Raw genomic sequence first — 13,151 nt, forward strand, 5'->3', positions numbered from 1 at the left:
GTCTCAATTCAGCAGCAGGGCGATCTGGATCGCAGCGTCCTGCGCGGGGTTCAGCTTGAAGCCGCTCTTGGCGTAGCGGTGCCAGCGGCCCACCACGAAACTGACCAGCATGCCGGCGCGGGCCGCCACGTCGGCCTCGTGGCCGTGGCCGGTGCTGGCGGCCAGGCGCAAGGCCTGCTTGAGCGCCAGCTCGACGCGGTCATAGAACTGGTTCATGCGCAGTTGCAAACGTTCGTCCTCGTTGACCAGCGCGTCGCCGATCAGCACCCGGGTCATGCCCGGATTGCTGCTGGCGAATTGCAGCAGCATGCCGACGATGCCCCGCGCCTGCGCCATGCCGTCTTCCTCCCGTTCCGCGATCTGGTTGATCAGGCCGAATACGCTGGCCTCGATGAACTCGATCAGCCCCTCGAACATTTGCGCCTTGCTGGCGAAATGGCGGTACAGGGCCGCTTCGGAAAACGCCAGTTTGCGGGCCAGCGCGGCGGTGGTGATCTTGTCGCCTTTGGGCTGTTCCAGCATCTCGGCCAGAGCGACCAGAATTTGTTGCCTGCGTTGGCCTGGCGGTGTGCTTGCCATGGGATCTCGACGGGGTTGATGGACGGGTTGATGGACGGGTTGAGACACGGGTTGAGACACGGGTTGAGGTCAATGGGCTCAGCGCAGCCGGGACAGGTGCGCGGGCAGATGCCGGACAGATTTTACTTTGACATCGACCCAAGCGGGGCGAATTAGTCTTTTTGGCAGGTGGGCCGCGCCGATCGGATCGGCCGTTTTCAGGTACTGCGTGACCCACGCGGTGCGCATGCCCAGTTCGTGCGCGGTGCGCAGATTGGCCAGCGTGTCCTCCACCAGGATGCAGCGCGCCGGCGTCACGCCCTGCTTGCGCATCAGCTTGCGCAGCATCAGGCGCGAGGGCTTGGGCCGCAGCTGGCGGTGCACCCGCATCGATTCGATCGCGATATGGTGCGAGAAATGGCGGTGCAGCCCCATGTGCCGCAGCACCATGGTGGAATAGCGGTGCGGCGCGTTGGTCAGCAGGATCTTGCGGCCGGGCAGGGCGCGCAGCAAACGGCCCAGGCCCTGCTCGGCGCGGATCATGGAGGCCAGGTCCGGCATGCTGTGCGTCTCGTGCAGGAAGTGCTCGGAACGCACGCCGTGGTGCTTGACCAGGCCCAGCAGCGTGGCGCCGTAGCGTTGCCAGTACAGCGTGCGCGCCGCGTTCACCTCGGCAGCGGTGGCCGGCGCGCCGTCCTTGCCCAGCACGCGCGCGATGTAGGCGTTCATATTGGCGGTGATGGCCGGGAAAATCGCGTGCGAGGCGTTGTGCAGCGTATTGTCCAGATCAAACAGCCAGACCGGCGCCCGGGTGGAAGGTTTATTATTCACGGCTAGGCTCAATGTGGCTCAGTACAAAAGGTAAACATGCGACGCCAGATTATAGTGTTGTTTTACAGTCTGTTCCTGCTGGCGCTGGGTGCGCATGCGCAGAGCCCGCCGAACCGGGGCGCGCTGTTCAAGCTGGAGCGGGGCGGCCACACCGCCTACCTGTTTGGCACCATCCACGTCGGCGCGGCCGACTTCTATCCGCTTGAGCCGCGCGTGATGCAGGCCTTGCAGCGCGCCGCCGTGCTGGCGCTGGAGATCGACCCGCTGGGCGACCAGGCGCAGATCATGCAGGCGGTGCGCGAACATGGCTGGTACGCGTCCGGGCGCGGTCCCGCGTCGGCCGAGCTGCCGCAGTCCTACCGGCCGCGCCTGGCGCGCCTGCTGCGGCGCTACGCCATCGCCGACGACGCGGTGGCGCGCATGAAGCCGTGGATGCTGGCCAGCCTGCTCACCCTCAGCGAATTCTCGGCGCAGGGCTACGACGCCAGCCTGGCGGTGGACGCCTGGCTGTCGCAGCAGGCGCGGGCGCGCAAGCTGCGCGTGGTGGAGCTGGAATCGGTGGCGGGCCAGATGGCGCTGTTCAACCGCATGAGCATGGCCGAGCAGGCGCTGTTCCTGCAGGAGGGCATCGCGGCCATCGAGGAGCAGGAACAGGCCGCGCAGGTGCGCGAGATCGCGTCTGCGTGGCGCAACGCCGATGCCGCCGCGCTGGACGCGCTGGCGCGCAAGGCGGCCGAGGACGGCAGCTTCTCGGGACGCTTTGTGCAGCAGGCCTTGCTCGAGGGACGCAACCCCGGCCTGGCGGACGGCATAGCCAAATTGCTGGCGCGGGAACAGGACAGCCTGGTGGCGATCGGCGTGTTGCACCTGGTGGGAACGGGAAGCGTACCGGAATTGCTGAAGCAGCGCGGCGTCGCGGTGGAACGTATCTACTAGGGGGAGGTGTACGGCGGGAGGGGGAAATGGTGCCCTTTACGTGGATTGAACACGTGGCCTCTCCCTTACCAAGGGAGTGCTCTACCACTGAGCTAAAAGGGCATTCAAGTGTAGCGGTGCCGACTTCCGCACCGCCAAACATTTAGTGAGACCGGATCATAGTGCCAAAAGCCTGTTCCGTCAAGACTTCCAGCAACAAAGAGTGCTCGATGCGGCCGTCGATGATGTGCACCGTATTCACGCCCGACTTCGCGGCATCCAGCGCCGATGAGATTTTAGGCAGCATGCCGCCCGAGATCGTGCCGTCGGCGAACATCTCGTCGATCTCGCGCGCCGACAGGTCGGTCACCAGGTTGCCGTTCTTGTCCTGCACGCCGGCGATATTGGTCATCATGATCAGCTTTTCGGCTTTCAGGATTTCCGCGATCTTGCCCGCCACGACGTCGGCGTTGATGTTGTAGGCCTGGCCATCCTGGCCGAAGCCGATCGGCGAAATGATGGGGATGAAGGCGTCGTCCTGCAGGGCTTTCACCACCGCGGGGTTGATCGCGTCGATTTCGCCGACGAAGCCGATGTCCAGGAACTGGCCCGGGTTTTCGCGGTCCGGCATCGCCATTTTGCGGGCGCGTATCAGGCCGCCGTCCTTGCCGGTCAGGCCCACTGCCTGGCCGCCGTAGTGGTTGATCAGCATCACGATGTCCTGCTGCACTTCGCCGCCCAGCACCCATTCCACCACTTCCATGGTTTCTTCATCGGTGATGCGCATGCCCTGCACGAAAGTGCCCTGCTTGCCGATTTTCTTGAGCGCGTTGTCGATCTGCGGACCGCCGCCGTGCACCACCACCGGATTCATGCCCACCAGTTTCAGCAGGATCACGTCGCGCGCGAAGCCGTGCTTCAGGCGTTCATCGGTCATGGCATTGCCGCCGTATTTGATGACGATGGTCTTGCCATGGAAATTGCGGATGTAGGGCAGCGCCTCGGCCAGGATCTGGGCCTTGATCTGCGGCGACACCGCAGTCAGGTCGTCAGATTGTGCGGCCAGGGTCAGGTTGGTGAATTGAGTCATGGCGAATCCGGTAAATAAGGTGAGCGAATTATGTCAAAGGCTGGCTTCCAGCACGCATTATAGGGCTTTTTCGTATTGTCTTTTCCCGGATGTTCCGCTAGGCTGGCCGGATATGCCTCCCACAGAACCTCTCCACCGCCAGCTGGAAGCCATGCGGCCCCAGCTTGTTCGCTTTGCATTGCTGCAATTGCGGAACCAGGCGCTGGCCGAAGACGCGGTCCAGGACACCCTGATCGCGGTGCTGGAACAGCCCGAACGCTTCCAGGGCCAGTCCACGCTGCGCACCTATGTCACCGGTATCCTGAAGTACAAAATCATCGACAATCTGCGTGCTTCAACGCGCGAACGCCAGATCGACTGCGCCGACGACCAGTCCGAGGACGATGCCATCGACGCGCTGTTCGCCGCCGACGGCCATACGCGCGACATGCCGCGCCAGTGGGGCGACCCGGACCGCACCCTGGAACAGAAGGATTTTTTCCGCGTGCTGGAGGTGTGCCTGGAGAAGCTGCCCGCCAAGAACGCCCGCATTTTCATGATGCGCGAGTGGCTGGAGCTGGAGACCGAAGAAATTTGTAAGGAATTGGCGATTACTTCGGCTAATGCCTGGGTGCTGTTGTACCGTGCGCGCTTGCGCCTGCGCGAATGCCTGGACCTGAACTGGTTCGGCGCCAGGGCCTGAAGCGGAGAACACATGGAAAAAGACGGCTTGAAACCAACCTGCAGGGAAGTGCACCGCCTCGTATCGGAAGGCATGGACCGGCCCTTGTCGCTGGTCGAGCGCACCCGCATGCGCTTGCACCTGATGGTATGCGGCGCCTGCACCCGCTTCAACGGGCAGATGGAATTGCTGCGCAAGGCCATGCGCGGTTTCCCGCTGCCGCCGCCGGACGACCAGCCATGAGCGTTTGCAAGCGCTGCGGCGCCGCCTTCAGCTGCGCCATGGTGGACGGTAACGACGGCACGCCCTGCTGGTGCACCGCCATGCCGCCGGCCGTTCCCGTTCCCGCCGCCGCCACCGGAGCCGCCACCGACCTCACCTGCTGGTGCCCCGATTGCCTGAAACAGCACATAGCCGAACGGCAGGCCGAAAAGAACAGACCGAAAGAATAACCATGCGCTTCCGGGACATACGCATCAGTGTCCGCATCAACGCCGGCTACGCCATCCTGATACTGCTGATGATGGGCGTGATCCTGGTGGGCGTGAGCCGCATCTATGCCATCCGCGCCGAGACCGACCATATCCTGAGCCAGGACTGGGCCGCCGCCGACGCCATCAACAATATCGACAGCCAGTCGCGCGAAGCGGCCACCCGCATCGTCACGCTGATCATCCAGAAAAAGCTGGAGCACCGCGTCGAGAGCTACGCCCGCATCGACAGCATCAAGGTCAGCATCGACCGCGAGCTGGACCGCCTGGCCCAGCTGGAAGCGACCGACGCGGCGCGCAAGCTGGTCGAGCAGGTCAAGCAGGCGCGCGCCGCGTATTACGACACCTTCATCGCCGTGGCCGACATGGTGGAAGCGGACGACCGCGACGCCGCCGAGGCGCGCATGAACAACGCCGCGCTGCCGGCGCTGAATACGCTGCTGGGCCATATCCGCGAACTGGACCAGCTGCAGCAGCGCCAGGTCATGGAGAACGCCGCCCGTGCCCGGGACGATATCAATTTCTCCCTGCTGGAAATGTGCTTGTTCGGCCTGGCCGCGGTCCTGGTCGGCGTCGGCTTCGCGGTGTCGGCCCGTTCCATCACGCGTCCGCTGGACGAAGCCATCGCCATCGCTACCCGCGTCGCCAACGGCGACCTCAGTTCCGTCATCGAGATCGACTCCAGGGACGAGACCGGCGAGTTGCTGCAGGCGCTGAAGAACATGACGGTCAGCCTGGCGGCGGAGCAGCAGCTGCGCCACGCGGTCTCGGTGGCGGAGGACGCCACCAAGATGAAGTCGGACTTCCTGGCCAATATGTCGCACGAAATCCGCACGCCGATGAACGGCATCATCGGCATGACGCATCTGGCGCTGCAGACCGACCTCACCCCCAAGCAGCGCAACTACCTGGAGAAAGTGGAGACGGCGGCGCGCCACCTGCTCGGCATCATCAACGACATCCTGGACTTCTCGAAGATCGAAGCGGGCAAGCTGGCCTTCGAGCACATCGATTTCTTCCTGGAAGATGTGATGGCGCAGATCGCCGACCTGGCGGTGATACGGGCGCAGGACAAGGGCCTGGAACTGCTGTTCGACATCGGCGCCGACGTGCCGCGCGAACTGGTGGGCGACCCGTTGCGCTTCGGCCAAGTCCTGATCAACCTCACCAACAACGCCATCAAGTTTACCGACAAGGGCGAGATCGTCGTCACCATCCGCCTGCTGGAGCGGGTGCGCGGGGACGAGGGCGGCCATGTGCGCCTGCGGGTGGACGTGCGCGACACCGGTGTGGGACTGACGGCGGCGCAGCGCGCCAAGCTGTTCCAGGCCTTCAGCCAGGCCGACACCTCCACCACGCGCCACCACGGCGGCACGGGCCTGGGCCTGACCATCAGCAAGCGCCTGATCGAAATGATGGACGGTGAGATCGGCCTGGAAAGCGAGCCTGGCGTGGGCAGCAATTTCTGGTTCACCGCGCGCTTCGGCGTGGCCGAGGCGGCGCGCGAGGAGATCGTGCTGGACGCCGACATATCCGGCTTGCGCGTGCTGGTGGCGGACGACAACCCGAGCGCGCGCGAAATCTTCCTCGGCATGCTGGCCTCGCTGAAGTTCGACGCCGTGGCGGTCGACAGCGGCGAGAAGGCCCTGCTGGCGGTGGCGCAGGCGCGCGCCGCCGGCCATCCGTTCGCGGTGGTGCTGCTGGACTGGCAGATGCCGGGCATGAACGGCATCGAAACGGTGCAGGGTATCCGTGCCGAGGCACTGGCCGCCGGTGCCGAACCGCCGCGCAGCATCATCGTCACCGCCTACAACCGCGACGTGCTGCTGGAAGAGGTGCGCGAGGGCGTGGGCGAAAGCGCGGTGAACTGCCTCCTGAACAAGCCGGTAAGCGCCTCCACGCTGCTCGACGCCATTTCCACCGCCTACGGCAAGGAACTCAATAGCTGCCGCCGCGTACGGCGCGACGCCGACTACAAATCCGCCGCGCAGGCCGTGCGCGGCGCGTGGCTGCTGCTGGTGGAGGACAACGAGGTGAACCAGGAGGTGGCGCAGCAGTTGCTGGGCGACGCAGGCATCCGCGTCGACGTGGCGAGCAACGGCGCCATGGCCCTGGCCAAGATCGCCGTCAACGACTACGACGGCGTGCTGATGGATTGCCAGATGCCGGTGATGGACGGCTACGACGCCACCCGCAAGCTGCGCGAAAACCCGCGCTACTCGGACCTGCCGGTGATCGCGATGACCGCCAATGCCATGGTGGGCGACAAGGAGAAATGCCTGGATGCCGGCATGAACGATTTCATCGCCAAGCCGATCGACGTGGCGCAGCTGTTCAGCACGCTGGCGCGCTGGGTAAAGGTGAAGAATCCGGATGCGGCGCTGGCCGCCGCCGCGCCGCCGCCGGAGGATGCGCTGCCGGCGATACCGGGCCTGAAAATGGAAGCCGCCTTGCTGCGCATGGGCGGCAACGTCAAGCTGATGCGCAAGCTGCTGGGGCGCTTCCTCGAAACGCAGATGGACGTGATGGAGCGCATCGCCGCCGCCATCGAGAACAACGACCTGGCGGCCGCCACGCGCGAGGCGCACACGGCCAAAGGCCTGGCGGGCAATATCGGCGCCGGTGGCGCGGCCGACGCCGCAGCGCGGCTGGAACATATGCTGCTGCACGGCGTGACCGAAGGCCGCGACGAGGCCATCGCCGGCATGGCGCGCGAGCTCGAGGACGTGATGTGCGCCATCGCCATGTCGCTTGACGGCAGGCGCGGCAGGCAAGGTCAGGCTGCGGGAGCCGCGACCGGGGCAGGGATCGGCTCCAGCGCGGACGCGGCGGCGCCGGGCCAGGTGGATGAGGAAGCGCTGGCCGACGCCATGCGCGATGTGGCGCAGCTGCTGGCGCAGGACGACGCCGCCGCGCTCAAGCTGGCCGACGGCCTGTGCGCGATGCTGCTCGCGGCCGGGCAGGGCGAGCATGCGCGCCAGCTCAAGCGCCAGCTCGGGCAATACGATTTCGAGGAAGCGCTGGCGCAGCTGAAGGAAGCGGCCGCCGCGCTCAACGTTGCACTGTGATCGGAAAACGAAAATGAACATGAACACGCTGGCCAAGCCCACCATCCTGGTGGTGGACGACACGCCGGACAACATTGATCTGCTGTGCGCCGTGCTGGAGCAGGACTACCGCACCAAGATCGCCGTCAGCGGCGAGCGCGCGCTGAAGATCGCCAATGGCGAGCACAAGCCGGACCTGATCCTGCTCGATGTGATGATGCCGGGCATGAGCGGCTACGACGTGTGCAAGGAGCTCAAGGCGAATCCGGCCACGCGCGACATTCCGGTCATCTTCGTGACCGCGATGTCCGAGGTCACGGACGAGCAGATGGGCCTGGGCCTGGGCGCGGCGGACTACATCACCAAGCCGATCTCCGCGCCCATCGTGCTGGCGCGCGTCAAGACCCAGCTGTCGATGAAGCGCGTGCACGACTTCCTGCGCGACCAGAACCATTTCCTCGAAACGGAAGTGGAACAGCGCACGCGCGAAGTGGCGGCGCTGCAGGACGTGACCATCCACACCATGGCTTCGCTGGCCGAGACGCGCGACAGCGAAACCGGCAATCACATCCGCCGCACCTCGTGGTACGTGAAAGCGCTGGCCGAGAAGCTGCGCGACCACCCGCGTTTCAGCCATTTTTTGGACGACAAGAATATTGAACTGCTGTTCAAGTCCGCGCCGCTGCACGATATCGGCAAGGTCGGCATACCGGACCGCATCCTGCTCAAGCCGGGCCGCTTCGAGCCGCATGAGATGGAAATCATGAAGACCCACACCACGCTGGGGCGCGACGCCATCATCGCCGCCGAGAAGGAGCTGGGCGTCGAGGTGGACTTCCTCAAGTTCGCCAAGGAGATCGCCTATGGCCACCAGGAGAAGTGGGACGGCAGCGGCTATCCCGAAGGCCTGGCGGGAGACGCGATTCCGATTTCCGCGCGCCTGATGGCGGTGGCCGATGTCTACGACGCGCTGATCAGCCGCCGCGTGTACAAGGAGGGCATGAGCCACGAGGCGGCCGTGGCCATCATCGCCGAGGGGCGGGGCAAGCACTTCGACCCGGACATGGTGGACGCTTTCCTGGCCATCCTCGACCAGTTCGTCGACATCGCCAAGCGCTACGCGGACACCGACCACGACATGGACAAGAAGCGCGAGCGCCTGGAGCTGTTCACGCAGGCGCCCTGATGCCGGCCCGGGCCGCTCCCGGCTAGCCGGCCACGGTGCGGAAGAAGCGCATCATTTCCCGGCTGGCATCCGGTCCTTTGCCGTCCGTGTAGCTGCCCGCCGAGCTGCCGCCCGACCAGGCGTGGCCCGCGCCATGCACCACCCAATGCTCGCCCAGCGGCGTGCCGTCCGTGTGGCGGTGCGTGGTGCGCGTGTAGCGGTGGCCGTTCGGCACGCTGCCCGCGTCGGCTTCCGCTTGCGCCGTTCCGGCGCCATGCGCGCGCAGCTTCTGCTCCATCACCTGCTCGCCGTTGCGCGGATGGACGGTCTGGTCCTGGTCGCCGTGGAACACGATGATGGGCGGGCTGCCGCCATCGGCATGTTTGCGCTGCGCCGCGCTGGCCGAGGCGCCGCGCTTCATCGCGTTCAGCGCCGACGGCAGATCCTGCGCCGACGCGTACGGCAGCCCCGAATGCACGCCCACTGCCGCGAACAGGTCCGGATACAGCGTGCCGACGATCACGGCCATTGCACCGCCGGCCGACAGGCCAGCCACATACACCTGCCGTTCGTCGACCGGATAATCGTCGATGACTTGCTGCGCGATGCCGGCGATTATCGACGGCTCGCCCTGGCCGCGCTGCTGGTCCAGCGCGTTGAACCAGTTCCAGCATTTGTGGTTGTTGGCCTGCATGGACTGCGCTGGGTAGACCACGAAGCACTGCTTTTCCTCGGCCACGGCGTTCATCTGCGTGCCGGCCGCGAAATCGTCCGGATCCTGGGTGCAGCCGTGCAGCATCACCAGCAGCGGCATGGCCTGGCCGTGGTAGGTGCTCGGGATATACAGCTTGTAGCCGCGCGTGCCGGCGTGGTTGGTGTAGCTGCCGGCGATGAACTGCGCACCTTCCGGGATGGCCGGTGCCTTGCGACCCCCGTTCATTCCGGGCAGGTCGAAGTTCGGCATCTCGAAGTTGCCCAGGTCGAGGCCAGCGCCGAAGTTGCCGGCGCCGCCACCTATGTTCAGCTGACCCAGCAAATCCTCGACGAAAGCCTGCGCCGACGCCGGCATTTGCGGCTGCGCCCAGGCGCGGCCCGTGGCTGCCTCGGAGGCTGATCCGGGGGCTGCGGCATGCTCGGCGCGGCCGGCATGCCAGGAGGATTTGGTGCGCGGCTCGCTGTCGCGCACTTCGGAGGTCGCTTCAGCCGGCGTGGTGTCCGCCCTTGCTGGCTGCTTGCCCGGCGGCGGATTGATGTCGCGCATGGCGGGATGCGCAGGCGCGGCCTGCGGCGCCGAGGTCGGCTGCGGCCCCTTGCCGCCCCCGCTCAGGCTCGCCAGCGCTTGCTGGATGGCGTTGGTGGCCGCGGAAGGCCCCTTGGAAAGCAGTTGCCGCGTTGCCGCTCGCATCTGGTCAAATAGTTGATGATTCAATTTCATGGTGGCCTACCCCCGGCTGTGCGCGAAATACGCGCTAATGGATGCGCCCTGCGAGCGCGGTTTTCAGCACGGCGCTGGCGTGCAATGCACCCAGCACAAATACCGATTCGATGGTTGCCAGTGCCAGTTCAACCGACACGTCATTGGCGATGCTGGCCAGCCCCAGCACATGGATGCGCAGGCGTTCGCCTGCGGCCTGCAGCGCTTCCAGATCCTGGCGGCTGTAATGCTGCATGCCCAGCACCAGGCTCTTGCGCGCCACGGTCTGTTTCACCACGTCGGCGTGCTGCGCCAGCTGGTTGCGGATGGCGGTGCGGATCAGATCGGTGCGGTTGGCGTAAAAGCCCTCCTGCACCAGCAAATCGATCTGCCCGAGGTCTATCGGCCCCAGGTTGATCGTAATTTTTTCCGAGTCGCTCGTTTTCAGTCTCAGTTCATGTATGGCCATACGCCCTCGTCTCCGTTTGGACTTCCCTGTGGCATCCACTCGCCATCTGTATGGATGGTAGTATAGGACCGAAAATTCTAATTGCAAGCGCTGTTCGCCTGCTTCAGGTATGGTTGAGGGCTATCCTCATAGGAAAAATCATGCCGAAAATAATTTGTGCGGAGCGTGTGCGATCCGCTACGCCAGCCCCTTGCGCGAGCCGGATTGAGCGGATAGAGCGGGCGGCGCGGTAAAATGCGTGCATTCTTCCTGTAAAACTGCGCAATGAGCACTGAAAACCCCACCGGCGCGACCCCCTTGGCCTCCCCGGTGCCATCCCCCTGCGTCAGCCTGTGCAAGATGAACCGCGACAGCGGTTATTGCGAAGGCTGCATGCGTACCATAGACGAGATCGTGCAATGGTCGGGCGCCACCGACGACTTCAAGCGCGCCGTGTGGGCCGACCTGCCACGCCGCGAGCAGTTGATCGATTTTGAGTAAGGCAACGATGACCGCGCTACCTGCAAACATCCACGTCTTCGAGCGTGGCTGGCTCTCGTCCAACAATGTGCTGATGGTGGGGCGGCACGAGACCACGCTGGTCGACAGCGGCTACCTGATCCACGCGCCGCAAACGCTGGACCTGGTGCGCCACGGGCTCAAGGGCCGGCGCCTGGACCGCATCGTCAACACCCATCTGCATTCCGACCACTGCGGCGGCAATGCCACGCTGCAGGCGCACTACGGCAGCGAGACCCTGATACCGGTGTCCGAGGCGGACAATGTGCGGCATTGGGACGAGGACAAGCTCAGTTACAAGGCCACCGGCCAGCAGTGCCACCGCTTCAGTTTCGACGGCGTGCTCACGCCCGGCGACAAGCTGACCATGGCGGACCTCGAATGGCAGGTACTGGGCGCGCCCGGCCACGATGCGCACTCGCTGATGCTGTTCTGTCCGCAGGAAGGCATGTTGATCTCGGCCGATGCGCTGTGGCAGAACGGTTTCGGCGTCATCTTCCCCGAGCTGGACGGCGAGTCCGGTTTCGACGAGGAACGCGCCACGCTGGATCTGATCGGCACGCTGGACGCGCGCATCGTCGTGCCCGGCCACGGCGCCGTGTTCACCGACGTGCAGGCGGCGCTGAAGCGCGCGCGCAACCGGCTGGACTTCCTGTCCAGCAACCCGGCGCGCAACGCCGAGTATGCGGTCAAGGTGCTGCTGAAGTTCCTGCTGCTGGAGCGCCAGCGCATGCCGGTGGACGAAGTGCCGCTCATGTTCGCCTCCCTGCCCATCGTCGTGAACGCCGCGCAACGCTACCTGGACAAGACGCCGGAAGAAGTGGCGCACTGGACCATCAAGCAGCTGGTGCGCGCCTGCAGCGCGCGCATCGAGAGTGGGTACTTACTCAACGACGGTTGAGGGTGGCTTTGGAAATTTAACGCACGATCGTACTTTTTACGTTTTATAATGATCTGATCATTTAATCCGGAGTCCGCCATGGCCTTGCCTACCGTGCTGCAAAACCTGACCCTTCCCGTCATCGCTTCACCGATGTTCATCGCCAGCGGCCCGAAGCTGGTCGCGGCGCAGTGCAAGGCCGGCATCGTGGGTTCCTTCCCCGCGCTGAACGCGCGCCCCGCCGAGCTGCTCGACACCTGGCTGACGGCGTTGCAGGCCGAGCTGGCGGAATTCCAGGCTGCCTATCCGGGCAAGCGCGTCGGCCCCATCGCCGTCAACCAGATCGTGCACCAGTCGAACGACCGTCTGGCGCATGACGTGGAAGTATGCGTCAAGCACCGGATTCCCATCATCATCTCCTCGCTGCGCGCGCCGCCGAAAGAGATGATGGACGCCATCCACAGCTACGGCGGCATCGTGCTGCACGACGTGGTTTCGATCCGCCACGCGCAGAAGGCGCTGGAAGCGGGCGTGGACGGGCTCATCCTCGTGGCCAGCGGCGCCGGCGGCCACGCCGGCACCTTGTCGCCGTTCGCGCTGGTGGGCGAGGTGCGCAAGTTCTTCCAGGGACCGGTCGCCCTGTCCGGCGCCATCGCCACCGGCGACGCCATCCTGGCCGCGCAGGCCATGGGCGCCGATTTCGCCTACATCGGCTCGCGCTGGCTGGCCACCGAGGAATCGAACGTGACGGACGAATACCGCGACGCCATCGTGGGATCGGCCGCGTCCGACATCGTCTACACCAATCTGTTTACCGGCGTGCACGGCAACTACCTGAAGAAGTCGATCCAGAACGCCGGCCTGGATCCGGATGCGCTGCCGGAATCGGACAAGAGCAAGATGAGTTTCGGCTCCGGCACGGCCAAGGCCTGGCGCGACATCTGGGGCGCCGGCCAGGGCGTGGGCTTGATGGACGACGTGCCGACCGTGGCGGAGATGGTGGAGCGGCTCAAGACCGAATACGCGGCGGCAAGGACGCGCCTGAGCCTGTAGAGCCGTGTCATTCCGCACCCGCCGCGCGTGCGGCCATCCATAAGTCGTCTGGCTGGACGCGAAGCATGGGTCCCCGCCT

Annotated in this window: 14 protein-coding genes and 1 tRNA gene; 9 read left to right on the forward strand and 6 right to left on the reverse strand. The window is 65.1% G+C overall.

Going from position 1 to position 13,151, the window contains the following annotated elements:
- Positions 1–3: 3 nt before the first annotated feature.
- Positions 4–579, reverse strand: coding sequence for a nucleoid occlusion factor SlmA (slmA, locus tag ACSQ8Y_RS24860; RefSeq protein ID WP_436269077.1), 576 nt, complete (start codon positions 577–579; stop codon positions 4–6).
- Between the two features lie 78 nt (positions 580–657).
- Entirely contained in the window at positions 658–1,389 is a 732-nt protein-coding gene (locus ACSQ8Y_RS24865) for a pyrimidine 5'-nucleotidase (protein WP_436269078.1), read from the reverse strand.
- 54 nt (positions 1,390–1,443) lie between these two features.
- Here ACSQ8Y_RS24865 and ACSQ8Y_RS24870 point away from each other — a divergent pair, with 54 nt between their 5' ends.
- Positions 1,444–2,325: a TraB/GumN family protein gene (locus ACSQ8Y_RS24870; RefSeq protein WP_436269079.1), complete on the forward strand. Its 882-nt coding sequence runs from the start codon at positions 1,444–1,446 to the stop codon at positions 2,323–2,325.
- A 27-nt stretch (positions 2,326–2,352) separates the two neighbouring features.
- Here ACSQ8Y_RS24870 and ACSQ8Y_RS24875 read toward each other — a convergent pair.
- Both ACSQ8Y_RS24875 and argB read right to left on the reverse strand, forming a co-directional pair.
- Positions 2,353–2,427 (reverse strand) — tRNA-Thr (locus tag ACSQ8Y_RS24875).
- Positions 2,428–2,467: 40 nt separating this feature from the next.
- Complete coding sequence (gene argB, locus ACSQ8Y_RS24880) at positions 2,468–3,394, reverse strand: acetylglutamate kinase (protein WP_436269080.1); 927 nt, start codon at positions 3,392–3,394, stop codon at positions 2,468–2,470.
- A 112-nt stretch (positions 3,395–3,506) separates the two neighbouring features.
- Here argB and ACSQ8Y_RS24885 point away from each other — a divergent pair, with 112 nt between their 5' ends.
- Genes ACSQ8Y_RS24885 through ACSQ8Y_RS24905 form a run of 5 tightly spaced genes read left to right on the forward strand, consistent with a single transcriptional unit; the run spans position 3,507 to position 8,779 of the window.
- Positions 3,507–4,076 (forward strand): sigma-70 family RNA polymerase sigma factor, encoded by a 570-nt coding sequence (locus ACSQ8Y_RS24885; protein ID WP_436269081.1) that lies wholly within the window; start codon positions 3,507–3,509, stop codon positions 4,074–4,076.
- A 12-nt stretch (positions 4,077–4,088) separates the two neighbouring features.
- Positions 4,089–4,298, forward strand: a complete 210-nt coding sequence (locus ACSQ8Y_RS24890; RefSeq protein WP_436269082.1) for a zf-HC2 domain-containing protein — start codon at positions 4,089–4,091, stop codon at positions 4,296–4,298.
- On the forward strand, positions 4,295–4,507 hold the full coding sequence (locus ACSQ8Y_RS24895; protein ID WP_436269083.1) for a cysteine-rich CWC family protein: 213 nt from the start codon (positions 4,295–4,297) through the stop codon (positions 4,505–4,507). Before ACSQ8Y_RS24890 ends, ACSQ8Y_RS24895 begins: the two co-directional genes overlap by 4 nt.
- Positions 4,508–4,509: 2 nt before the next feature.
- Entirely contained in the window at positions 4,510–7,614 is a 3,105-nt protein-coding gene (locus tag ACSQ8Y_RS24900) for a response regulator (RefSeq protein ID WP_436269084.1), read from the forward strand.
- 13 nt (positions 7,615–7,627) lie between these two features.
- On the forward strand, positions 7,628–8,779 hold the full coding sequence (locus ACSQ8Y_RS24905; RefSeq protein ID WP_436269085.1) for a response regulator: 1,152 nt from the start codon (positions 7,628–7,630) through the stop codon (positions 8,777–8,779).
- A 22-nt stretch (positions 8,780–8,801) separates the two neighbouring features.
- Here ACSQ8Y_RS24905 and ACSQ8Y_RS24910 read toward each other — a convergent pair whose 3' ends face one another.
- Positions 8,802–10,193 carry an extracellular catalytic domain type 1 short-chain-length polyhydroxyalkanoate depolymerase gene (locus ACSQ8Y_RS24910; RefSeq protein ID WP_436269086.1) on the reverse strand — a complete coding sequence of 464 codons (1,392 nt, stop codon included), beginning with the start codon at positions 10,191–10,193 and terminating at the stop codon, positions 8,802–8,804.
- Positions 10,194–10,227: 34 nt separating this feature from the next.
- Positions 10,228–10,641, reverse strand: a complete 414-nt coding sequence (locus tag ACSQ8Y_RS24915; protein WP_436269087.1) for a CopG family transcriptional regulator — start codon at positions 10,639–10,641, stop codon at positions 10,228–10,230.
- Positions 10,642–10,905: 264 nt separating this feature from the next.
- On the opposite strand from ACSQ8Y_RS24915, the gene ACSQ8Y_RS24920 reads away from it, so the two are divergent.
- From ACSQ8Y_RS24920 to ACSQ8Y_RS24930, 3 genes are all read left to right on the forward strand, one after another.
- Positions 10,906–11,121 (forward strand): DUF1289 domain-containing protein, encoded by a 216-nt coding sequence (locus ACSQ8Y_RS24920; protein WP_436269088.1) that lies wholly within the window; start codon positions 10,906–10,908, stop codon positions 11,119–11,121.
- A 7-nt stretch (positions 11,122–11,128) separates the two neighbouring features.
- A complete protein-coding gene (locus ACSQ8Y_RS24925; RefSeq protein WP_436269089.1) occupies positions 11,129–12,040 on the forward strand; it encodes an MBL fold metallo-hydrolase in 912 nt (303 codons plus the stop codon).
- Positions 12,041–12,118: 78 nt separating this feature from the next.
- Entirely contained in the window at positions 12,119–13,072 is a 954-nt protein-coding gene (locus tag ACSQ8Y_RS24930) for an NAD(P)H-dependent flavin oxidoreductase (RefSeq protein WP_436269090.1), read from the forward strand.
- The last annotated feature ends 79 nt before the right edge of the window (positions 13,073–13,151 follow it).

Source organism: Pseudoduganella sp. LjRoot289 (assembly GCF_964252925.1).
Classification (GTDB): Bacteria; Pseudomonadota; Gammaproteobacteria; order Burkholderiales; family Burkholderiaceae_D; genus Rugamonas.

What these genes read in the sequence shown, in the direction of transcription:
- slmA (WP_436269077.1), bottom strand. Translation starts at nt 579, where the DNA reads ATGGCAAGCACACCGCCAGGCCAACGCAGGCAACAAATTCTGGTCGCT.
- argB (WP_436269080.1), bottom strand. Translation starts at nt 3,394, where the DNA reads ATGACTCAATTCACCAACCTGACCCTGGCCGCACAATCTGACGACCTG.
- ACSQ8Y_RS24885 (WP_436269081.1), top strand. Translation starts at nt 3,507, where the DNA reads ATGCCTCCCACAGAACCTCTCCACCGCCAGCTGGAAGCCATGCGGCCC.
- ACSQ8Y_RS24890 (WP_436269082.1), top strand. Translation starts at nt 4,089, where the DNA reads ATGGAAAAAGACGGCTTGAAACCAACCTGCAGGGAAGTGCACCGCCTC.
- ACSQ8Y_RS24895 (WP_436269083.1), top strand. Translation starts at nt 4,295, where the DNA reads ATGAGCGTTTGCAAGCGCTGCGGCGCCGCCTTCAGCTGCGCCATGGTG.
- ACSQ8Y_RS24900 (WP_436269084.1), top strand. Translation starts at nt 4,510, where the DNA reads ATGCGCTTCCGGGACATACGCATCAGTGTCCGCATCAACGCCGGCTAC.
- ACSQ8Y_RS24905 (WP_436269085.1), top strand. Translation starts at nt 7,628, where the DNA reads ATGAACATGAACACGCTGGCCAAGCCCACCATCCTGGTGGTGGACGAC.
- ACSQ8Y_RS24910 (WP_436269086.1), bottom strand. Translation starts at nt 10,193, where the DNA reads ATGAAATTGAATCATCAACTATTTGACCAGATGCGAGCGGCAACGCGG.
- ACSQ8Y_RS24915 (WP_436269087.1), bottom strand. Translation starts at nt 10,641, where the DNA reads ATGGCCATACATGAACTGAGACTGAAAACGAGCGACTCGGAAAAAATT.
- ACSQ8Y_RS24920 (WP_436269088.1), top strand. Translation starts at nt 10,906, where the DNA reads ATGAGCACTGAAAACCCCACCGGCGCGACCCCCTTGGCCTCCCCGGTG.
- ACSQ8Y_RS24925 (WP_436269089.1), top strand. Translation starts at nt 11,129, where the DNA reads ATGACCGCGCTACCTGCAAACATCCACGTCTTCGAGCGTGGCTGGCTC.
- ACSQ8Y_RS24930 (WP_436269090.1), top strand. Translation starts at nt 12,119, where the DNA reads ATGGCCTTGCCTACCGTGCTGCAAAACCTGACCCTTCCCGTCATCGCT.